21 protein-coding genes and 1 pseudogene are annotated in these 21,405 nt (G+C 64.5%); 7 read left to right on the forward strand and 15 right to left on the reverse strand.

Annotated features, from left to right (window positions below):
• The 3 genes and pseudogenes from WH303_RS23400 to WH303_RS23410 form a co-directional block, all read right to left on the reverse strand.
• Positions 1-250, reverse strand: a pseudogene (locus WH303_RS23400) (ferritin-like domain-containing protein); the annotation flags it as partial.
• A gap of 74 nt (positions 251-324) precedes the next feature.
• Positions 325-1,191, reverse strand: coding sequence for a phosphate/phosphite/phosphonate ABC transporter substrate-binding protein (locus WH303_RS23405; RefSeq protein WP_339521278.1), 867 nt, complete (start codon positions 1,189-1,191; stop codon positions 325-327).
• Positions 1,192-1,227: 36 nt separating this feature from the next.
• Positions 1,228-2,340 carry an acyl-CoA dehydrogenase family protein gene (locus WH303_RS23410; RefSeq protein WP_339521279.1) on the reverse strand — a complete coding sequence of 371 codons (1,113 nt, stop codon included), beginning with the start codon at positions 2,338-2,340 and terminating at the stop codon, positions 1,228-1,230.
• A 324-nt stretch (positions 2,341-2,664) separates the two neighbouring features.
• On the opposite strand from WH303_RS23410, the gene trmB reads away from it, so the two are divergent.
• Both trmB and WH303_RS23420 read left to right on the forward strand, forming a co-directional pair.
• Positions 2,665-3,438, forward strand: a complete 774-nt coding sequence (gene trmB / locus WH303_RS23415; RefSeq protein ID WP_409515695.1) for a tRNA (guanosine(46)-N7)-methyltransferase TrmB — start codon at positions 2,665-2,667, stop codon at positions 3,436-3,438.
• Positions 3,439-3,760: 322 nt separating this feature from the next.
• Entirely contained in the window at positions 3,761-4,735 is a 975-nt protein-coding gene (locus tag WH303_RS23420) for a succinylglutamate desuccinylase/aspartoacylase family protein (RefSeq protein ID WP_339521280.1), read from the forward strand.
• A gap of 69 nt (positions 4,736-4,804) precedes the next feature.
• On the opposite strand, the gene WH303_RS23425 is transcribed toward WH303_RS23420, so the two are convergent.
• Positions 4,805-5,596: an SDR family oxidoreductase gene (locus tag WH303_RS23425; protein WP_339521281.1), complete on the reverse strand. Its 792-nt coding sequence runs from the start codon at positions 5,594-5,596 to the stop codon at positions 4,805-4,807.
• A 57-nt stretch (positions 5,597-5,653) separates the two neighbouring features.
• On the reverse strand, positions 5,654-7,294 hold the full coding sequence (locus WH303_RS23430) for a 3-(methylthio)propionyl-CoA ligase (protein WP_339521282.1): 1,641 nt from the start codon (positions 7,292-7,294) through the stop codon (positions 5,654-5,656).
• 258 nt (positions 7,295-7,552) lie between these two features.
• Here WH303_RS23430 and WH303_RS23435 point away from each other — a divergent pair, with 258 nt between their 5' ends.
• Positions 7,553-8,254 carry a pseudouridine synthase gene (locus WH303_RS23435; protein ID WP_339521283.1) on the forward strand — a complete coding sequence of 234 codons (702 nt, stop codon included), beginning with the start codon at positions 7,553-7,555 and terminating at the stop codon, positions 8,252-8,254.
• A 27-nt stretch (positions 8,255-8,281) separates the two neighbouring features.
• On the opposite strand, the gene WH303_RS23440 is transcribed toward WH303_RS23435, so the two are convergent.
• Complete coding sequence (locus WH303_RS23440; RefSeq protein ID WP_021025075.1) at positions 8,282-8,986, reverse strand: SDR family oxidoreductase; 705 nt, start codon at positions 8,984-8,986, stop codon at positions 8,282-8,284.
• Between the two features lie 123 nt (positions 8,987-9,109).
• Between WH303_RS23440 and WH303_RS23445 the strand changes: the two genes are divergently transcribed.
• On the forward strand, positions 9,110-9,868 hold the full coding sequence (locus WH303_RS23445) for an SDR family NAD(P)-dependent oxidoreductase (RefSeq protein ID WP_339521284.1): 759 nt from the start codon (positions 9,110-9,112) through the stop codon (positions 9,866-9,868).
• Between the two features lie 151 nt (positions 9,869-10,019).
• On the forward strand, positions 10,020-11,204 hold the full coding sequence (gene bktB / locus WH303_RS23450; protein ID WP_339521285.1) for a beta-ketothiolase BktB: 1,185 nt from the start codon (positions 10,020-10,022) through the stop codon (positions 11,202-11,204).
• A gap of 7 nt (positions 11,205-11,211) precedes the next feature.
• On the opposite strand, the gene pepE is transcribed toward bktB, so the two are convergent.
• The 4 genes from pepE to WH303_RS23470 form a co-directional block, all read right to left on the reverse strand.
• Positions 11,212-11,913 (reverse strand): dipeptidase PepE, encoded by a 702-nt coding sequence (gene pepE, locus WH303_RS23455; protein WP_339521286.1) that lies wholly within the window; start codon positions 11,911-11,913, stop codon positions 11,212-11,214.
• Positions 11,914-12,072: 159 nt separating this feature from the next.
• Positions 12,073-12,837 (reverse strand): M48 family metallopeptidase, encoded by a 765-nt coding sequence (locus WH303_RS23460; RefSeq protein WP_021025079.1) that lies wholly within the window; start codon positions 12,835-12,837, stop codon positions 12,073-12,075.
• Positions 12,838-12,921: 84 nt separating this feature from the next.
• Positions 12,922-13,902 carry a CysB family HTH-type transcriptional regulator gene (locus WH303_RS23465; protein ID WP_021025080.1) on the reverse strand — a complete coding sequence of 327 codons (981 nt, stop codon included), beginning with the start codon at positions 13,900-13,902 and terminating at the stop codon, positions 12,922-12,924.
• 62 nt (positions 13,903-13,964) lie between these two features.
• The gene (locus WH303_RS23470; protein WP_133856087.1) at positions 13,965-15,011 is read right to left on the reverse strand and encodes a sulfate ABC transporter substrate-binding protein; all 1,047 of its coding nucleotides are present in this window, start codon (positions 15,009-15,011) and stop codon (positions 13,965-13,967) included.
• 308 nt (positions 15,012-15,319) lie between these two features.
• Here WH303_RS23470 and WH303_RS23475 point away from each other — a divergent pair, with 308 nt between their 5' ends.
• Positions 15,320-15,595, forward strand: a complete 276-nt coding sequence (locus WH303_RS23475; RefSeq protein ID WP_027010457.1) for an oxidative damage protection protein — start codon at positions 15,320-15,322, stop codon at positions 15,593-15,595.
• Positions 15,596-16,008: 413 nt separating this feature from the next.
• Here WH303_RS23475 and WH303_RS23480 read toward each other — a convergent pair whose 3' ends face one another.
• The 5 genes from WH303_RS23480 to WH303_RS23500 form a co-directional block, all read right to left on the reverse strand.
• The gene (locus WH303_RS23480; protein WP_339521287.1) at positions 16,009-16,572 is read right to left on the reverse strand and encodes a TIGR00725 family protein; all 564 of its coding nucleotides are present in this window, start codon (positions 16,570-16,572) and stop codon (positions 16,009-16,011) included.
• Positions 16,553-17,383, reverse strand: a complete 831-nt coding sequence (locus WH303_RS23485) for an ABC transporter permease (protein WP_339521288.1) — start codon at positions 17,381-17,383, stop codon at positions 16,553-16,555. Before WH303_RS23485 ends, WH303_RS23480 begins: the two co-directional genes overlap by 20 nt.
• Positions 17,380-18,462, reverse strand: coding sequence for an extracellular solute-binding protein (locus tag WH303_RS23490; protein ID WP_021025085.1), 1,083 nt, complete (start codon positions 18,460-18,462; stop codon positions 17,380-17,382). The genes WH303_RS23485 and WH303_RS23490 overlap by 4 nt, the downstream gene beginning before the upstream one ends.
• A 61-nt stretch (positions 18,463-18,523) precedes the next feature.
• Positions 18,524-19,552, reverse strand: a complete 1,029-nt coding sequence (locus WH303_RS23495; protein WP_339521289.1) for an ABC transporter ATP-binding protein — start codon at positions 19,550-19,552, stop codon at positions 18,524-18,526.
• Complete coding sequence (locus tag WH303_RS23500; protein WP_339521290.1) at positions 19,549-20,316, reverse strand: ABC transporter permease; 768 nt, start codon at positions 20,314-20,316, stop codon at positions 19,549-19,551. The genes WH303_RS23495 and WH303_RS23500 overlap by 4 nt, the downstream gene beginning before the upstream one ends.
• A 161-nt stretch (positions 20,317-20,477) precedes the next feature.
• Here WH303_RS23500 and WH303_RS23505 point away from each other — a divergent pair, with 161 nt between their 5' ends.
• A complete protein-coding gene (locus WH303_RS23505) occupies positions 20,478-21,398 on the forward strand; it encodes a LysR substrate-binding domain-containing protein (protein WP_339521291.1) in 921 nt (306 codons plus the stop codon).
• Positions 21,399-21,405 lie beyond the last annotated feature (7 nt).

Consider the following 21,405-nt stretch of genomic DNA (forward strand, 5'->3'; position numbering starts at 1 on the left):
CCGCGTGGCGCCAGCGGCCGGCTTGGGCACTGCCCCGCCGCACCAGCAAGGCCGGCTGCCGCAGCCAGCCCGTTGCCGTTTGCAGCGCATGGCCCTGGGCCTGGCACCAGGCGGCCAACTGCGCCTGCCAGCCCGCCGCCTGGCCGCTCACCCGGATGGATTCGCCCACGGCGACAGCGGCCAGGCCGTGCTTGACCAGCAGGTGCGCACCGGCATCAAAGCCCAGCCGGCCCAAATCAACCAGCGGCATGCTCGCGGGGTCGGTCTGGCCTGGGCTTGCAGGGCACGTACTGCTGCAGGGGGCTGGCGGTTTTTCCATGGGCCTCAGTACCGGTAGTCCGCCGCCAGGATGCGGCCCGCGTCATCGTAGAAGCGCTCATCGCGCACCGCACGGGACAAGGGCACATAGCCCGAAGCGCGGCCGGGATGCCAGACCTTGAGGCCTTCCAACTCCAGCAAGGGGCGAATCAGCGGGTCATCCCAGGACATGGCCAGCAAAATCTCGGTAAAGCGCGCCGCATCGGCAGCGCTGATGCTCGGGCCGGCGGTCATATTGCAGTGGTCAAAAGGCTGCGAGGTGTCGAGCACGCGCGTGGCGCCTGCAGGCAGGGTCCCTTCGGCGGCAAAGGCCAGGTAGTTCTTGGCAACCATCCAGGACGCCGCAATCTCACCGGCCACCATGGCCTTGGCCGCCAGGCGCTCGCCACCAATATGGTCGCCATGCTTGCCGCCCAGCACATCAAAGCGGCGCGCCTGAAAATCCTGGCCCGCCAGCAGGCCGTGCTGGCGCAGGTGGTCCAGCGGAATCAAGGTGGCCTGGGGCGAATCAATGGCGCCAAAGCCCAGGGTCTGGCCGCGCAGGTCGGCCAGGGTCTGGACGGGGCTGTCTGCGCGTACCACCAGCAGCGACTGCACATCCATGTCGGTGTCACGCATCGCGATCGATCGCACCTGCTGGCCGGCGGCCCGCGCCATCAGCTCGGCGCGCACAAAGGCGAGCGGCGAGTTCCAGGCCAGTTGCACCGTGCCATCCATCAGCGCCTCTGTGAGCGACTCGTAGTTGGAATACAGCACATAGTCAAAGTACAGGCCTTGCTCGATGAAGTGGGCCTTGAAGCCCTCCCAGATGGTGATGACCTTGGGCGCATAGGCCACGGCGCCCATCTTGAGGGTGGTGTAGGAAGCGGTCATGAATGCGTATATCTCCGGTTGATTGGTCACAGGGGCTCAGGCTGCAGCGTCGCACAGCGCCTTGCCCAGCAGGTCATAGATCACATCGGTGGTGGGCGCCATCACCGAGGCCGCGCGGGCATCGCGGAACAGCCGCTCAATGCCCAGGTCCTTGCGGAAGGCCGCGCCGCCGCAGACGCGCATCGCCGTATCGCTCACCTCCAGCGCCGCCTCGGCCGCAGCGGCCTTGCATTGCAGCAGCCGGGTCTTGGCATCGGGCCGCCCGGCCAGTACCGCTTGCACGGCGTCATCGCGCAGCAAGCGGGCCTGGTCGGCCTTGAGCTGGGCCTTGGCGAGGTAAGCCCGGATGGTCGGCAGGTCGGCCAGGCCGCTGCCGTTTTCGGCAAAGCGGGTGGTGGCCACATGCTGCAGCGCGCGGCGCAGCACCCCTTGCATCAGGCCGACCGACGTGGTCGCGATCAAGGTAGGGAAATACGGCATCAGGTAGCGCGCCTTGAGGTCCTCGCCCTGGCCATCCTCGCCCAAGCGGCAGGCCAGCGGCACAGCCACATCCTGGGCGATGATGGGAGACGAGGCATTGCCGCGCAGCCCCATGCCATCAAAGCGCGACGGAATCTGCAGCCCGGGCAGGCGGCTGTCGACCAGCCACAGCGTATTGCCCTCGCCCGTGCTCGCCCGGGAGATCCAGACATAGGAATCGGCCTCACCCGCCGAGGTGATCATGCTTTTGTGGGCATTGAGCAGCACCGCGCCCTGGCCCTGCGCAGCGGCGGTACCGGTGGGCGCCCAGATATGGCTGCGCGAGCCGGTCTCGGACACCGCCAAGGTGGTGATATGGCGGCCCTGGGCAATGGCGCGGCGCGTGTCCTCGGCCGCAAAAGGCTCGATCAGCGCCACGCCGCAGTAGTGCATGGTCAGCACCATGGCCGTGCAGGGGCAGTCCTGGGCAATGCGTTCCACCACTTGTACCGCATCGTGCAGGCCTGCGCCCATGCCCCCTACATCAGCGGCACTGATGAGGCCCAGCAGCCCCTGGCTACCCAAGGCCTGCAGCGCCTGGCGCGGGTAGACCGCCTGGCTATCGGTATGCGCGGCCGCCGGCGCAATGAGGTCGCGCACGATCGGCTCCAACGACGAAAGGATGTCCATGCTGCTCCAGATGCTGGCGCAAAGGCAGGCCCATACCGGAACCCATGGGGCAGAAAGCGGCCAGGCGCATGCTGCGCTCCCGAGCCCCTACCCCGTGTTTCCTGTCGCACACAGACCTGCAATCACGACAGACGTCACATTGAAAAAGGCATTATAGGCAGCGACTTTGCAGCCAGATGGCAGCGGGCGCACACGGCGATTGCCCAGCGTTTTGCCATTGCAGACTGGAAAAATCTACAATAGCCCCTTTTTTGACGCGGCCCAGCGCCCCTTGCCGGGCAAGCGCCACCCCTGCCGCTTGTGCTGAGCGGCACCTCCATGACCATGCAATCTTCTTCGACGCCTGCTGCTGGCCCCGTGCCCGAGCCCATCATCACCAACGCACGCGATGCCAGCAGTGCGCCCGGCCATGCGCCTGCGGATGTGGCCCATCCCAAGACCATCCGCTCCTACGTGCGCCGCGCAGGCCGCACCACCACCGGACAGGCCAAGGCCTTTGAGACGCTGGGCACCCGCTATGTACTGCCCTACACCGGCGAGGCCTTCAATGCCGAAGCAGCCTTTGGCCGCCAGGCCAAGGTGATTTTGGAAATCGGCTTTGGCATGGGTGAGGCCACCGCGCACATCGCCCGCGTTCGCCCGGACGACAACTTTCTGTGCTGCGAAGTGCATGAGCCGGGCGTGGGCGCGCTGCTCAAGCGCATTGGCGAGCAGGACATCACCAATATCCGCATCTTCCAGCACGACGCCGTGGAAGTGCTGGAGAACATGCTGCAGCCGGGCTCGCTCGACGGCATCCATGTGTTCTTCCCTGATCCCTGGCACAAGAAAAAGCACAACAAGCGCCGCCTGATCCAGGCGCCGTTTGTGGCCCAGCTCGTCGCCCATTTGAAGCCCGGTGGCTATATCCACTGCGCCACCGACTGGCAGCCCTATGCCGAGCAGATGCTCGAGGTGCTCTCGGCCAACCCCGAGCTGAAGAACACGGCCGACGGCTACGCGCCGCAGCCCGAGTACCGCCCGCTGACCAAGTTCGAAAACCGGGGCTTGCGTCTGGGCCATGGTGTCTGGGACCTGGTGTTCACCCGCGCCGCATAAGCGTGCTGGGCTAAATGGCCCACGCTCTCGCAAAGGCTGCCTCGGCAGCCTTTTTCGTTTTTGGCTGCCCGGCGCACCGCGCTGGCCAGGTAACCGTTGCTTTGCGTATCAAAATTGATAGCAGAATCGGCCGCCTGCAGCGCACTATGCGGTAGGATGGCTGCTGGCACCCACGCGCTGGGGCCAATGGCACACGCCGCCCCCTGCCCCACGGTTGTGGGTATAAACCTTGCGCCCTGCTCTGGTGCGACAGCCCCTGGCGGGATGCAAGGCTTGTGACGCAGCGGCCCGGGCTGGCAGGCCATCACACCGGAAAACTGCAATGACCGTCTCTCGCTTCCATATCCCGCAACAGGACCACAGCCCTTCTGCCGAGCAACCGGCTGCGCTGCGCAGCTATGGCTGGGCGTCCGCCGTGCCGGGCCCCTCGCTGCTGATCTTTGGCGCCGTGCATGGCAATGAGCAAAGTGGCACGCATGCGATCCGCCGCTGGATCGAGCGCTTTGAATCCGGCCAGGTGCGCCTCAAGCGCGGGCGCCTCACCATGGTGCCCGTGGCCAACCCCAAGGCCTTTATCAAGAACGAGCGCGAAGGTGACCGCAACCTCAACCGCAACTTTGTGCCCCAGGCCAAGCCGCAGAACTTTGAAGACCATATGGTCAATGCACTGGCACCGCTGCTGGAGAGCCATGATGCGCTGCTCGATCTGCACTCCTACAGCGGCGAAGGCCGGGCCTTTGCGATGACCGGCCCGCTCAACAACACTGGCACGCTGGAGCCCTTTGCCCGCCAGCAAGAGGAAGAGGCCTTTGCCAAGGCCGTGGGCCTGCCCGTCATCGTGCAAGGCTGGCTGGAGGTGTATGAGCAAGCCGTCAAGGCCAGCGGCGGCGCGATTCGTCCCGAGCATGGCATCGGCACCAATGAGTTCATGCGCAGCCGGGGGGGCTACGCGATCACCGTGGAATCGGGCTCACACGAAGAGCCCCAGGCCATCGAGGTGGCCGACCGCTGCATCGCTGGCGTGCTGGCCCTGCTGGAGATGGCCGATGTGACCGTCGAGCCCGTCGCCCAGTACACCACCCACCATATGCGCCAGGTGTTCATGCGCCAAAGCGCCGATGACCGCATGCAAAAGGAGTGGCAGAACTTTGATCCGTTCAGCCAGGGTGACCTGCTCGCGACCCGCGCCGATGGCAGCCAGATTCTGGCGCCCTTCGATGGCTGCGTGATCTTCCCCCAGCCCGATGCCGCCGTGAACCGCGAGTGGTTCTACCTGGCGCAGACGGACCACAGCTGATACAGGGAAAGCGGGCTGCCCATTAAGGGCAGCCCTTTAAATTTCCGGGACCGGGTCAAGCTGTCCGCGTCAGCCTGCCGTGACGATGCTGACGCCGCCATCAACGGCCAGGCATTGGCCAGTGATGTGTTTGCCGGCATCGCTGGCCAGCAGTACCGCAGCGCCCTTCAAATCATCATCCCCGCCCAGGCGCCCCAGCGGCACGCCGGCCGTCATCGCATCCTCGCCGATCTGGTCAATCAGGCCAGTGGCCATCTTGGTGCGGAAAAAACCCGGCGCAATGGCATTGACGCGGATGCCGTAATGCCCCCATTCGGCAGCGAGCGCGCGGGTGAAGTTGATGACCGCGCCCTTGCTGGTGTTGTAGGCGATGGTTTTCATGCCCACCGGGTTGCCGCCCAGCCCGGCAATCGATGCCAGGTTGATGATGGCGCCCTGCCGGCGCGCAATCATGCAGCGCTTGGCCAGCTGCTGCGACAGCAGAAAATAGCCACGCACATTCAGGTTCATCACCTTGTCCCAGGCAGCGGCCGGATGGTCTTCTGCCGGCGCCCCCCAGCTGGCACCGGCGTTGTTGACCAAAATGTCCACATCGCCCACGCGTTCGAGCACCTCGATGGCCAGGCGCTCGATCTCGCTGTCGACCGCGCAGTCGGCGGCGATCCAGCGCGCATCGATGCCTGCGCCGCTCAGCTCCGCCACCGCGGCCTCCAGCTCACTGGCCTTGCGGCTGGTCACCACCACCTTGGCACCGGCCTCACCCAGCGCGTGGGCCAGCTGCAGCCCCAGGCCACGTGAGCCGCCGGTGATCAGGGCCGTCTTGCCGGTCAAATCCAATAATTGCCCAATCTTGCGCGTCATGCAAAGGCCTCCTGGTATGCCTGGAAAAGGGGTTCAGCGAATTATTCAAAGGGGCCGTCAAGCCGGCAGCACATAGTCCTTGAACTGCTCGCGCAGCCGGGTCTTGAGCATCTTGCCGGTGGCGCCCAGCGGAATGGCCTCCACAAAGATCACGGCATCGGGGATCTGCCACTTGGCCATCTTGCCCTGGTAGAAGGCGAGCAAGTCCTGCTCGCTGACAGCGGCGCCCTTCTTGAGCGCGACAAACACCACCGGCCGCTCGTCCCACTTGGGATGGGGCATGCCCACGCAGGCAGCCATCGCGACGGCCGGGTGCGCCATCGCAATGTTCTCGATATCGATGGAGCTGATCCATTCACCGCCGGACTTGATCACATCCTTGCTGCGGTCGGTGATCTGCATAAAGCCATCGGCATCGATGGTGGCCACGTCACCAGTGGGAAACCAGTCGCGCCCCTGCGCATCAGTGACCAGCGGCGAGGCGCCCTCGCTGCGGTAGTAGTCGGCCACCACCCAGGGGCCGCGCACCAGCAGGTCGCCATAGGTCTTGCCATCCCAGGGCTGGTCCTGGCCATCGTCGCCAACGATCTTCATGTCCACGCCAAAGATGACCCGGCCCTGCTTGGCCAGCAGCTGCGCCTGGGTGTCGGCCGGCAGCTCCAGGTGCTTGTGCTTCAAGGTGCAGACGGTGCCCAACGGGCTGAGCTCGGTCATGCCCCAGGCATGCAGCACGGTGACGCCATAGTCTTCCTGGAAGGTCTTGATCATCGCTGGCGGGCAGGCCGAGCCGCCAATGATGGTGCGCTGCAGGCTGCTAAAGCGCAGGCCCTGGCTTTGCACATGGCTCAGCAGCATCTGCCAGACGGTGGGTACGCCGGCGGCAAAGGTCACCTTTTCCGCCTCCATCAGCGCGTAGACCGAGGGGCCATCGAGCGCCGGGCCGGGAAACACCAGCTTGGCACCATTGAGCGGCCCGGAAAACGGCAGGCCCCAGGCGTTGACGTGGAACATCGGTACGACCGGCAGCACCACATCGCGCGAGGAGATATCCATCACATCGGGCAGCGAGGCGCCATAGGCATGCAAGACGGTGCTGCGGTGCGAGTACAGCACCGCCTTGGGGTTGCCCGTGGTGCCGCTGGTGTAGCACATGCCGCAAGCGGTGTTTTCGTCAAACTCGGGCCACTGGTAGGCGCCGTCGGCAGCCGCAATCCAGGCCTCGTAGGCAACCAGGCCCGGGATGCCGGCATCGGCAGGCAACTGGTCGGCATCGCAGAGCGCCACCCATTGGCGCACCGTCGGGCAGCGCGCGTGGATGGCTTGCACGATAGGCAGGAAGCAGCTGTCAAAGCACAGCACCTCGTCTTCGGCATGGTTGACGATCCAGACCACCTGGTCCGGGTGCAGCCTGGGGTTCAGGGTATGGATGACCCGGCCCGATCCGCCCACGCCGTAGTACAGCTCCATATGGCGGTAGCCATTCCAGGCCAGGCTCGCCACGCGCGTGCCCGCTGCCAGCCCCATGCCATCCAGGGTCTGCGCCAGTTGCCGTGAGCGCTGCGCAAAATCGCCATAGGTGTAGCGGTGGATATCACCTTCCACTCGGCGCGAGACGATTTCGGTATCGCGGTGGTAACGCTCCGCAAACTCCAGCAGGTTGGAGGTCAGCAGTTGCTGCTTTTGCATCAGGCCTAGCATTGGGTCTCCTTGTGGTATGGCCAGTGGCGGCGCACAGTCAAGGCTGCACATACCACCACCGGCATGCATCTGTTTTTATAGCGCGTGCGCGCGGCAAAGGGCATCGTAGCAACCCGCACTGCCAGCGGGCTGCATGAGCAAATGCCTGCAGCTTATGACGAGGCATACAGTACAGGCAGGCGCGCGCGGTGCGCAGCGCGCGCTGTCACCTAGGCTGCAGCACTTAGAATCGGGCGCTGCGCTCTCACCCCCTTCCCCATGCTGATCCCCGACTACATCGACGAACACCTGCTGGTGCTGAACAAGCCATCGGGCCTGTTGTGCGTCCCCGGCCGGGGAGAAGACAAGCAGGACTGCCTGAGCGCCCGGGCCCAGCAGCAATGGCCCGATGCGCTGGTGGTGCACCGGCTGGACCAGCCCACCTCGGGCCTGGTGGTGATGGCGCGCAGCCTGGCCGTGCAGCGTGCGCTGGGCGATGCCTTTGCGGCCCGCGCCGTGCGCAAGCGCTATACCGCCGTCGTCTGCGGCAGCCCCGCTGCACAACCGCTGCCACCCAGCCATGCGCTGCATGCCGCGATGCCGCAGGATGGCCACCGCTGGAGCCTGGTCGATCTGCCACTGATCGCCGACTGGGAGCGCCGCCCTTTGCAGCGGGTGGATGGGGAGATGGGCAAGCCCAGCCAGACCTGGTGGCGGGCGATGAATGCGGAGGAAGCGGCCGCCCTGCCCGCCATCCCTGCCGGCAGCACGCGCCTGTGGCTGGAGCCGCTGACCGGTCGCACCCACCAGCTGCGCCTGCATATGCAGGCCATCGGCCATGCAATGCTGGGTGATGGCCTCTATGCCAGCGCCGCAGTGCAGGCGATGGCGCCACGCCTGCTGCTGCAGGCGCAGCAGCTGGGTTTTGCCCACCCGGTGACCGGCCAGTGGCTGGACTGCCGGCTGGCGGCTGATTTCTAACGGCCGTGCTGGAACGGCCGGATCGTCTTAAACGTGGCGCATCAGGCCGCCATCCACGCGGATGTTCTGGCCGGTGATATAGGCCGCCCCCTCGGAGGCCAAAAAGGCCACGGTGGCGCCAATCTCGTCGGCCTTGCCGTAGCGCTGCAGTGGCACCGCTGCCTGGCGCTCGTCCTTCTTGGGCAGGCTGTCGATCCAGCCGGGCAGCACATTGTTCATGCGGATGTTGTGCTTGCCGTATTCGTCGCAGAAGATCTTGGTGAAGGCCGCCAGCCCGGAGCGTGCCATGGCAGAGGTAGGGAACAGCGCTGCCGGCTCAAACGCCCAGGCCGACGAAATATTGATGATGGCGCCGCCGCCCTGCTTTTGCATAATGGGCGCAACCAGGCGCGTGGCGCGCACCACGTTCAGAAAGTACACCTCCAGGCCCTTGATCCAGTCCTCATCGCTGATCGACAGCAGATCGCCCTTGGGGCCGTGGCCGGCACCATTGACCAGCACATCGATGCGGCCATAGCGCGCCATCACCGCATCCACCAGCTTTTGCATGTCGGCCACATTCTGGTTGGAGCCCGTCACGCCCACTCCGCCCAGCTCCTGGGCCAGCGCCTCACCCTTGCCCGAGGACGACATAATCCCCAGCGCATAACCGGCCTGGTGCAACTGGCGTGCTGCCGCTGCGCCCATGCCGGATCCACCGGCGATCACGATGGCTACTTTGGGTTGGTTCATGCTGTGCTTCCTTTGTCTTTGTGATTCCAAAGCTGCCCATCCTAACCAAGCCGCCGCGCTTGTGCAGGCCACCGGGAAAAACGCCGTAACGCCCAGGCCCAACTGCCGTTACGATAGCAGGTTATGACCACCAAACACCTCACCATCCTCACCGGCGGCTCGCGCGGCATGGGCCTGGCCATGGGCCAGCAACTTCTGGCCAAGGGCCATACCGTGCTGAGCATTGCGCGCCGCAGCTCCAGCGCGCTGGCCGCTGCCGCTCCATCGCCGGACCAGCTCATCCAGTGGGAGCAGGACCTGGGCGATACCGATGCCGCCGCCCAGCGCCTGGGCGACTGGCTGCGCAGCCTCCAGGCCAGCGACTGGGCCAGCATCACCTTGATCAACAACGCCGGCGTGATTCCGCAGATCGCGCCGCTGTCCGACCTGGCCACACCCGACCTGCGCAATGCGCTGCGCGTGGGGCTGGAGGCGCCGATGGCGCTGACGGGGGTGTTTCTGGGTGCGACCGACAGCTGGACCGTGCCCAAGAAAGTGCTCAATGTCTCGTCCGGCCTGGGCCGCCGCCCGATGGCATCGCAGGCCGCCTACTGCACCGCCAAGGCCGGCATGGATGCCTATGCACGCTGCGTGGCGCTGGAAGAAGCCCACAAGCCCCATGGCGCCAAGATTGTCTCGCTCGCACCCGGCGTGATCGATACCGACATGCAGGTGCAGCTGCGCACTGCCGATGCGGGCGCCTTCCCCGATGTGGGCAACTTCAAGGGCCTGCATGAGGGCGGCAAACTCAGCAGCCCGGCAGAAGCCGCTGCCAAGGTACTGGGCTGGCTGGACCGCGCCGACTTTGGCCAGAACGTGATCGCCGACGTGCGCGAGCCTTGAACCACGGCGTGTAGCGCAGTCCATGTCCGGCATGGACTGTCACCAAGGTGCGCGCTGGCCGCCTGCGGTTTGCACATGGGCCGCCTGGCTGGCAATAATGCTGCAAGGCAACATTTGCATGCCCATTCCAACCTAAACAGGAGACCTTTCCATGTCCCGTGAAGTACTTGTCTGCAGCGCCGTGCGCACTGCCATCGGCACCTTTGGCGGCAGCCTCAAGGATGTTCCACCGACCGAGCTGGGTGCGCTGGTCGTCAAGGAGTCGCTGGCCCGCGCCGGCATTGAAGGCAAGGACGTGGGCCATGTGGTCTTCGGCCACGTGGTCAACACGGAACCCAAGGACATGTACCTGAGCCGCGTGGCCGCCATCCAGGGCGGCTGCCCGCAGGAGACGCCGGCGATGAATGTCAACCGCCTCTGCGGCTCGGGCCTGCAGGCGATTGTGACCGCCAGCCAGGGCATTTTGCTCGGCGACTATGACGTGGCGATTGGCGCCGGCGCCGAGAACATGAGCCGCGCGCCCTACGCCAGCACCACCAGCCGCTGGGGTGCACGCATGGGCGATTTCAAGATGATCGACATGATGACCGGCGCGCTGCACGACCCCTTCCACAACATCCACATGGGCGTAACCGCTGAGAACGTGGCCAAGGAATTTGGCATCAGCCGCGATGACCAGGACCAACTGGCCTTGAGCAGCCACCAGCGCGCCGAGCAGGCCTGGGCCGAGAACCGCTTTGCCGGCCAGATCGTGCCGGTCATCCTTAAAAGCAAGAAGGGCAATATCAGCTTTGACAAGGACGAGCACTTCCGCGCCGGCGCCAAGATCGAAGACTTCCAGAAGATGAAGCCCGTATTTATCAAGGAAGACGGCACGGTCACCGCCGCCAACGCCTCGGGCATCAACGACGCCGCAGCGGCGGTGGTGCTGATGGAAGCGGCCGCCGCCAAGGCGCGCGGAGCCAAGCCGCTGGCCCGTTTGGTGGGCTATGCCCATGCAGGGGTCGATCCCAAGATCATGGGCATTGGCCCCGTGCCCGCGTCCAAGGCCGTGCTGGCCAAGACCGGCCTCAAGCTGGACCAGATGGATGTCATCGAGGCCAATGAAGCCTTTGCCGCGCAAGCCTGCGCAGTGACCAAGGGCCTGGGCGCGGACCCTGCCAAGGTCAACCCCAATGGTTCGGGCATCTCGCTAGGCCACCCGATTGGCGCGACCGGCGCGATCATCACCGTCAAGGCGATCCATGAGCTGCACCGCACCGGCGGCCGCTATGCGCTGGTCACCATGTGCATTGGCGGCGGCCAGGGCATTGCCGCCATCTTCGAACGCGTCTAACCAAGCCTTAAAGCGCCAGCGCAGTCCCCACGGGCAAGTCTTCCACCGGCTTGCCCGCCGCAAAGCGCTTGGCCGCAAACTGCCCTGCCACTTCGATCTGGCCACCCTGCACGCGCAGCCAGCTGCCTTCGGGCAGAGCCACTACCTGCTTGTCCGGGTTGGCGACCAGGAACTCCGCCAGGCGCTGGTCGCGCGTCTCTCCCTGGTGGCCGGGCGGCAGGCTGTTGTGGTAGTGCGGATTGATGCAAAACGGCACCAGGCCCAGCGCGCCAAAGCCCTGCGGGTCGACGATGGGCATGTCATTGGTGGTGTTGATCGTCAGGCCCGCCAGATTGGCCCCTGCACTCCAACCGGTATACGACATGCGGCCCGAGCGCACCGCATCACCGATGCGCACCAGCCAGCCCCGCTTGCGGCATTGGGCCAGCAGCTGGAAGGTATTGCCGCCACCGACGATGATCGCCTGGATATCCCCGGTCAAGAACTGGTCCAGGGCATTGTCCTGGTGCGCGCCCACCAGCTGCACGCCTGTATGCGCAATGGCATCCTGCACCTGCGCGGTGTAGTCATTCCAACTGAGCGTCACACCCGCAAAGGGCACAAACAGCGCCTTTTGCACGCCGTTCATCTGAAGGGCCAGCGCTTCGCGGCAAAAGGTCAGGTAGCCGCCATCGGGGGCGCGTGAGTTGCTCAACAACAGTAACTGCATAACACCTCTTTGAATGAGGCAGCCAGCATAGCAGCCCGTGCACTGCGGCGGCGTCACCCAAGCACAGAAGGTCGGCGCCGACAAAGGAGCCGAGCGCAAAAAAAAGGGACTGGCGCGGCGGCATGCACCGCACCAGTCCCCTCTTGGGCTATCGACGGCTTACTTGCCGCTGTCCAGCCGCGCCTGCATCGCCTTGGCGCGGGCGTCCGACGGTGGGTGCGAATCCATCAGCGAGTTGCCGCTGCCGCCGCTCAGCTTGGCGAGCTTCTGGAACGCGGTGACAAGGCCCTTGCGCTCCATCTTTTGCTTGGTGAGCAGGTCAAAGGAGTAGTTGTCGGCGGCAGACTCATTGGCCTGCGAGAACTGCGCATGGATAAACTTTTCACCCAGCTCGCCCGCTTGCGAGCTCGACAGCGATGCCAAGGTGGCATTGCCGCTGCTCGCAGCAATCTGGCGTGCGGCCGATGTCGCATAGGCCGTCTGCATGCGGCGCTTGCTGTGGCCCAGCGCCACGTGGCCGATTTCATGGCCGATCACGCCGCGCAGTTCGTCGTCGTTCATCAGGTCCATCAGTCCGCTGTAGACGCGGATGCAGCCATTGGCCATTGCCCAGGCGTTCACATCGCTGGTCAGGTAGACCTTGTAGTCAGCCTTCTTGCCTTCCACCTCTTGCGGCATATTGGCGACGACCTTGGCCAGACGCTGGCTGTACTTGTTGTTCGCAGGCGCGAGCTTGTTTTGCTTGTCCAGCGCGGCGCAGGACTCATTGGACAAGGCCACGACATCGCCATCGGTCAGTGTCATGGCCTTCATCGCCGTGGAGCCCGAATCCATCAGACCGCCCAGGTTGCCCGCGTCCATGGTCTTGCAACCGGCCAAGGCCATGGCTGCAACCAGACCCGTGAGCATCAAAGTTTTGCGCATTCGCTATCTCCTCATCTACACGTTAAAAACGTGCATCATAGCGTGCGCTTATCGAAGTAATAGTTTCTATACCCCGCAGATCACTCAGGCTGCTTTCTGCGCGGCGGCCTGCACAGATGCCTCATCCGGTGCGGTGGCCGACACGGCCTGCAACACCACCTCGCGCTTCAAGGTCGGCACAAAGCTCTCGATGAACTGCAGCGCATAGGCACGCAGCCACACGCCCTTGCGCAGCGCAATGCGCGTGGTGTTGACCTTGAACAAATGGCCCGCGTCGATGGCGCGCAGGTTGCGGTCGCGCTCCTCGTCAAAGGCGATCGAAGCCACAATGCCGATGCCCATGCCCAGCTCGACATAGGTCTTGATCACGTCCGCATCCATGGCGGTCAGCACCACATTGGGCGTGACCTCGGCGGCGGCAAACGACTCATCGATGTGCGAGCGGCCGGTATAGCCCTGCTCATAGGTGATGATCGGAAAGCGCACCAGCGACTGCAGGGTCAATGGCCGTCCAGCCTCTTGCTGGGCCAGCAAGGGGTGGCCCGGGGGCACGACCACCGAGTGGGTCCAGCGGTAGCCCGGCAGGGTCGCCAAGCTTGCATAGCCGGTGAGCGCCTCGGTGGCCACACCGATATCGGCCGCGCCGCTCAGCAGCATCTCGGCGACCTGGCGGGGCGAGCCCTGGTGCAGGTGCAGGGCCACATCGGGAAACTGCTCGCGAAAATCGCGCACCACCAGCGGCAGCGCATAGCGTGCCTGCGAGTGGGTGGCGGCAATGCTCAGCTGGCCGCTGCGGCTGGCATGAAAATCGGCACCGGCGCGGCGCAGGTTTTCGGACTCCAGCAGCAAGCGGTCCACAATCGGCAAAATGGCCTCGCCCGGTGGGGTCAGCCCGGTCAGCCGCTTGCCAGCGCGGATAAAGATGTCTACGCCCAGCTCGTCTTCCAACTCGCGGATCTGGCGGCTCACGCCTGGCTGCGAGGTGTAGAGCACATGCGCCACCTCGGTCAGGTTGTAGCCATTGCGGGCGGCTTCACGCACGGCCCGCAGTTGCTGAAAATTCATAACATTCACCTTCTTGGACCCAACCGCCAGGGGGTACCCGGCGGCCGGTTCAGCGTCCTTGCTTATTTCTTGGTGTAGATCTGGTCAAAGCTGCCGCCATCGGCAAAGTGCGCAGCGTCGGCCTTGGTCCAGCCGCCAAAGGCCTCATCGATGGTGAAGAGTTTGAGCGTCGCGAACTGGCTGGCGTACTTGGCCTTGGCCGCTTCGGCGGTGGGGCGGTAGAAGTTGCGGCCGGCAATGTCTTGGCCTTCGTCCGAGTACAGGTACTGCAGGTAGGCATCGGCAATCTTGCGCGTGCCGCGCTTGTCCACCACCTTGTCGACGACAGTCACGGTGGGTTCGGCCAGGATCGACAGCGAAGGCGTGACGATCTCGAACTTCTCGGGGCCAAACTCCTTCAATGCCAGGTAGGCCTCGTTTTCCCAGGCCAGCAGCACATCGCCCTGGCCGCGCTGCACAAAGGTCACGGTCGAGCCGCGCGCGCCGGTATCGAGAATCGGCACATTCTTGAACAGCTTGCTGATGTAGTCCTTGGCACCGGCTTCACCGCCGTAAGTGCGTTTACCAAATTCCCAGGCGGCCAGGTAGTTCCAGCGCGCGCCGCCGCTGGTCTTGGGGTTGGGGGTGATCACCTTCACATCGGGCTTGATCAGATCGCCCCAGTCCTTGATGCCCTTGGGATTGCCCTTTTTGACCAGGAACACAATGGTCGAGGTGTAAGGCGCGCTGTTGAGCGGCAGGCGCTTTTGCCAATCGGCCGGCACCAGCTGGCCGTGCTTGTTCAGCGCATCGATGTCACCGGCCAGCGCCAAGGTGGCCACATCGGCTTCGATGCCATCGATGATGGCGCGCGCCTGCTTGCCTGAGCCGCCATGCGACTGCTTGATGGTCACGGTCTGGCCGGTCGTGTCCTTCCAGTGCTTGGCAAAGGCCTGGTTGAACTGGTTGTACAGCTCACGGGTCGGGTCGTAGGACACGTTGAGCAAGGTCACCGGTGCTGGTGCCTGGGCATGGGCTGCGCCGCTAAAAACTGCGGGTGCCAGCGCCATCAGAGACGCGACTGCGGCTGCGGCTATCGGAAACTTGATAAAGTGGCGGCGTTGTTGCATGGAACACTTTCAGAATGGCAAAAGTCGTAGGGCTTGTTAGGCTTGAACACATTCTGAAACGCGGCCATAAAAACTCAAACTACTATTAATTCAGTTTTTTATGACTGAAACTTATTAACAAGACGCGAAAACGCATCTGCCAGGCCCGGTTTCGGGGCTGGCAAGGCAGGAAGCTCGCCAGCGCCCCAACCCTGGTTGGTGGTGCGGGCAAAGCAGGCCATGCTGGGCAACCGCCCGCAGACTGCGGCAGCATCGGGCAAGCACCCTGCCAGTGCAACAGCGTCAACCCAACGAAGGAAGCATCTCCCATGGCACGTATGGTCAACTGCGTCAAACTGCACAAAGAAGCCGAGGGCCTCGACTTTCCCCCCTACCCTGGTGAGCTGGGCAAGCGCCTGTGGGAAAACGTGAGCAAGGAAGCCTGGGCTGGCTGGCTCAAGCACCAGACCATGCTGGTCAATGAAAACCGCCTGAACCTGGCCGACCAGCGCGCCCGCCAGTACCTGGCCCGCCAGATGGAAAACCATTTCTTTGGCGAAGGCGCCGATGCGGCCGTCGGCTATGTGCCGCCTACTGCAGACTGATACGGCAGTCGCAAAAGTGCAAGCCTGGGACAGGTCCCAGGCACAAAAATGGCAGCCGAGGCTGCCATTTCTTATGTCCCTGCGCGATGGGCTCGCTGCGCAGTCCGTAAACATCCCTCGGTAGAAATATAGGGTTCAGAGGGCTATCGTCCAACGCCTGCTGAAATGCGGCCATGGCTACTGGACGACATGCAGAACGAGTTCCCCAATTTAGCGGCGAGGGTGGAGTACGCCTAGGTCGTACAAACTACACGCCAAGCCTTGCGTGAACTGCAGCTTCCGCCTCTTCCCTGCGGGGCGTGCTAATACCTTACGAACCAGGCCAACATGCGGGGCGCTATCTCCCGCACCGCCCGCACCGCCCGCACCGCCCGCACCGCCCGCACCGCCCGCACCGCCAGCATCGCCGGCATTCAGGCACACGCAGCATCACCCAAAAGGCAGTCCACGACGCAGCCCAGCATCTGCTGCACATCCGCCACCTCCACCGCGCCGGGCAAGGACAGCTCACCGTGCAGCACGAAGACCGGGCGCCCCCACTTCAGCCCCAGGGCCATCTCGGAGAGCGTTCCCATGTTGTAGCCCACGGCGACCAGGCACAGGGCGCTGCGCGCAATCAAGGCGTTGCGCATTTCACCGATCCCGGTGGGCAAGGCCACGCTGAGATAGGGATTCGCATGGCGCTCGTCCTCCTCGGGCAGGATGCCGATGGCGACGCCGCCTACTTCGGTGGCGCCTTGTGAGGCCGCAGCCATCACACCACCGCGCCCACCGCACACGATAGCCATGCCGGCAGCGGCCAGCGCACGGGCGATCCGGCGTGCATCGGCGTAGACCTGGCCATCGGCATCACCCGGGCCGATGACCCCTACCGGCCGACGGTGGCGCGCCGGGCCGGCTTGGTGCTGGGCCAGCCGCCGCAGCGCCTCGGTCAGCCCGGGCGGCAAGCCCAGGGCATCAATGTGATCCTGCGGCATGTTGTTCACGTTGGCGTGCAATCGCGTCTCCCAATCCCATGACGATGACGCACAGCGCCATCAAAAGCAATGACAAGGCAGATGCGACGCTCAGGTCCGATCCGCCATCGCTGACCTGTGCAAACAGCATCAGCGGAAGAATGTTGAGCTGCGTCCCCACCAACGCCAGCGCCGTGCCGTAGGTGCCCATCGCAATGGCAGCCACCAGGCAGGCGTTGGACGCCACCGATGGCGCCACCTCGGCCACCACCGTGTCGCGGAACGCGCGCCATCGCGTGGCGCCCAAGGTGCGCGCCGCCAGCATGGGCCGCAGATCGAGGTTGGCAAACACCGGGTAGAGCGACAGCGCCACGCGGGGCACCAGGTAGTAGGCATAGGCGCAGCCCAGGCCGACCGTGCCATAGATCCAGCTGCCCACAGCGGCGCCGTCAAAGCCCAGCGCCACCAGCAGCTGTGTGACAAAGCCCGAGCGCCCAAAGGCCAGGATGAAGCCATAGGCGATCACCAGGCCCGAGAAGGCCAGCGGCAGCCCCAGCAAGGTCATCATCCAGCGCCGGCGCTGCAGCGGTTGGCGCCCCAGCTCAATGGCGATCACCGTGCCCACCAAGCCAGAGACTGCACCAGCGGTCAGGCCCAGCACCAAGGTGTTCAGCACGGCCCGGCCCAGCAGCGGGTTGCCCCACAAGCGGGCAAAGGCGCTGCCGCCGTCCGCCATGGCCTCGGGCACCAACGATGCCAGGGGCAACACAAAGAACAGCGCCATAAAGCACCAGGCAGGCCAGGCGCCAAAACGGCGGATCCAACCGCTCATGAGCGACCCAGCGTGGCCTGCGCCCAGAGCTGGTCGATCTCGGCCTTCTTGGCCGAGGCCTTGATGACATCGAGCGGACGGATCTGCGCTGCCGCAGGCAGCTTGCTAGCCACATCGTCGGGCAGCTTGACGCCTGGAACGGCAGGCCGCACGAAGCCCTTGGCAAAGAGCTGCTGGCCGGCCTCGCTCATGATGAAGTTCAGCCACAGCTTGCCGGCGTTCGGGTTGGGGCCACCCTTGACAAGGCTGATGGCGTACGGCGCTGCCACGCTGGCTTCCTTGGGGATGACGACCTCGCAGGCCTCGCCCATGCCATCGCTATGCTTGGCCTTGAGGCCGTCATTCTCGTAGCCGATCCAGATGGGGATCTCACCCTTGATGAACTTGGCATAGGGGGTGGTGCCCTCCACGCGCTGCACGTTGCCTGCGGCATGCAGCTTGCCCAGGTAGTCCGTGCCGGGCTTGACATTGTCTACGCTGCCACCGTTGCCGTAGGCTGCGGCCAAGGTCAGCACCTGGCCCACGCCGGCACTGCGGGGATCCAGGTAGGTCACGCTGTTCTTGTACTCGGGCTTGAGCAGATCGGCCCAGCCGGTGGGCACATTCTTGACCAGCTTCTTGTTCACCAGGAAGGCGATGTTCAAGGTGTGGATGGTGAACCAGCGCCCTTCTGCCTCACGGAACACCTCGGGCAACTTGTCGAAGTGGATGGGCTTGAAAGGCGCGACCACATCCTTCTTCGCGGCATCGACGGCCGAGGCCGCGAAGTAGTACGCGGTGTCTGCCTGGGGGCGGCGGCGCATCTTCTCCAGCGCGACCACGGTAGCTGCCGATCCCAGGTCGTTGTAGCTCAGCTCGACATCGGGGTAGCGCTTCTTGAACTCGGCAAACAAGGCCTTCCAGTTGGCCCATTCCGGCCCGGTGTCGAAGGAGACGCAAAAACCTTCTTTTTTGGCCAGCTCGTAGAGCTCTTTTTCTCCGGCATAGAGCTCCGCGCCCTCTTGCGCCCAGGATGTGCGCTGGACCAGGGCTGCCAAAGGCAAGGCAGCAGCGGCTTGGATGAGATGTCGGCGTTGCATAGCGGTTTTCCTTCGTTGAAAAAGTACGGTGTCGGTGGGGTGTTGAACGGATGTGAGGTGCTCAGGCATCCAGCAAGCGGATGTGCTCGGGCGCGATGGCAATGGCCTGGCCTGCCGGCTGCCGGCCTTCGGCCAGGAAGGCGCGCGGCGCACCTGCCACCGCAAAGTCATAGCGCGTAAGCGATCCCAGATAACGGCAGGCGCCTGGACGCCCCTGCAAGGTATTGGTCTGCCCAGGCTGCGGGTCTGGCTCAATATGCTCGGGGCGGATCAGCGCCTGCACCTTCTGCCCGGGGCGATGGCTGCCGGTGGGCACGGACAGCTCGGCAAAACCAAAGTCCACGCGGCCGCTGGCGGCCACCTGCCCTTCCAAAATGGTGGAGAGCCCCACGAACTCCGCCACGGCGCGGCAGTTCGGCATGTCGTAGATTTCCTTGGGCGTGGCGATCTGCAGCAGCCGCCCTTCCTTGAGCACCGCCACCCGGTCGGCCATGGCCAGCGCCTCTTCCTGGTCGTGGGTGACCAGCAAGGTGGTGGCACCAAACTGCTGCTGCAGTGCACGGATCTGGTCGCGCAGATGGCCCCGCACGCTGGCATCCAGCGCGGACAGCGGCTCGTCCAGCAGCAGCGCACGCGGGTCGATGGCCAGCGCGCGCGCCAGCGCCACCCGCTGCTGCTGCCCGCCGGAGAGCTGCTGCACACCGCGCTGCGCAAAATCCGACAGTCCCACCACCTCCAAGAGCTCTGCCGCCCGGGCATGGCGCTGTGCGGCTGGCATCTTGCGCAGCGCCAGCCCGTAGGCCACGTTGTCCCGCACCGACAGGTGCGGAAACAGCGCATAGCTCTGGAACACCATGCCAATGCCGCGCTGGTGCACCGGCGTGCCCGCCATGTCCTGGCCCGCCAGTGCGATGCGGCCCTGGTAGCCGGTCTCCAGCCCAGCAACCAGCTTGAGCAAGGTGGACTTGCCCGAGCCGCTGGGGCCGATCACCGCCACCAGCTCGCCCTGGCCAATATCAAAGGACACCTCATGCAGCCCTTGCTGGCTGCCGGGGTAGCGGTAACTGACGTTCTGGAAAGTCAGGCTCATGGGGATTTACGCAAAAGAGAAGAAGACAGAAGCGCTGCCAGGCTGGCCAGCAGCAGCAGGATCACCGTAGCAGCGCAGGCAAAGCCGGTTGCGCCATAGAAGGCCTGCAGCAGCACGACGGGATAGGTGCGGTTCTGGAAACCGACCAGCAGGTTGGAGAGGTTGAACTCCCCGATCGACAGCGCCGCCACCATCACCAGCCCGGACAGCATGCTCTGGCGCAGGCTGGGCAGCACGATGCCGCTAAAGCGCTGCCATTCGCCCGCGCCCAAGGTGGCGGCCGCCTGCTCCAGCCGCTCGATGCCAAGGTGGCGCAGATCGGTCAGCAAGGTATTGGTGAGATAAGGCAGGGTTGCAATCACATGCGCGGCAATCAGCAGCGGTGTGCTGCCCAGCCAGGGCAAGGTGTCGGTGTTGAAGACAATCATGTAGCCAAACCCCAGCGTGATGGCGGGCACCGCCACCGGCATGGCGCTCACGATGCGGGCTGCGAAAGCGCGGCCACGCGTTGCGCCCTGGTCCAGGGAATAAGCCAGCGGCAGCGCCAGCACCGCGTTGATCGCGCAGGTGGACAGCGCTACCACTAGGCTGGAGATGAAGCCCTTGCGGAACGACGGGTCGCTCCACAAATCCATGTACCACTGCCCGGTGAAACCCGAAGGCAGCAAGCTATTGGTCCAGTTCTGCCCAAAGCTGCCCACGGCCAACAATGCCATCGGCAGCAGCAGATACAGGCCATAGACGATGGCAATGCCACGAACCATCTTGTCTCCCAGTAAAAAATTAATACTTTCCTTTTCAGACACGTTAGTGTAGCGATCGGGCCTTATATTGGTATTGCATTGCTGTGACAATGCGGCACCATCATTGAATTAATGGAAAGTGTTCTGGCTACTTTTCATCAACAAAACCACTGACTGAGACTATGAAACGGGACTGCCCCACCATCCAGGAGCTGCTCGCGCTCGACGCCGTGGCCCGCCATTCCAGCCTGACCCTGGCCGCCTCCTCGCTGTGCGTGACCACCAGCGCCGTGAGCAAGCAGATTGCCTCGCTGGAGGGCTTTCTGGCCACGGCCCTGCTGCAAAAGCTGGGGCGCGGTGTAGAGCTCACGCCCGTGGGCCGCAGCTACTGGCTCAAGATCACGGGCAGCCTGCGCAGCCTGGAGACCGCCACCTACGAGGTCCGCGCCGGCGCGGACACGAATGTGCTGACCCTCAGCTGCGTGCCGACCTTTTTCACCCGCTGGCTCATTCCCCGCCTGCCGCGCTTTCGCCAGGCCCACCCCCGCGCCACCTTGAGCTTCAGCCGCCATCTGGCGCCGCTGGAGAACCTGCCGGCCCATGTCGATGCCGCCATCCGCTACAACCCAGCCGACTACGCCGGTGTGGTCAACGAATACATCGCCGGGCGCGAATTCGTGGTTATCGCTTCCAGCGCGCTGATGCAGGGCCTGCACAAGATCCAGGACCCCGCCGATGTGCTGGCCCATACCTTGCTGCACCATGAAGAAGCCCAGGGCGCCTGGTCGCAATGGGCCGCTGCCCATGGCATCACCCACCAGTTGCTGATTGCGGGCCCTCGGTTTGCGCAGTACTCGGCCTTGATTCAGGCAGCGCGCTGTGGTCTGGGCATCGCCTTTGTTCCCCTCATCCTGGTCGAAGACGAACTGGCAGAAGGCGTGCTGGTCACGCCATTCGAAGGAGCCACCGCCGTCGAGCATGGCCACTACCTGTGCTACCGGCCCGATCGCATGCAGTCTCCCGCCTTTGCGCAGCTGCGGCAATGGCTGCTGACTGAGGGTGGCAGCCAGGAAGCGGTGCCAAGCCTGCCTGGTCATCCCTAAAAAGCAG

Origin of the sequence: Comamonas sp. MYb69, assembly GCF_037479315.1 — a bacterium.
In the GTDB taxonomy this organism is placed as follows: Bacteria; Pseudomonadota; Gammaproteobacteria; order Burkholderiales; family Burkholderiaceae_C; genus Comamonas.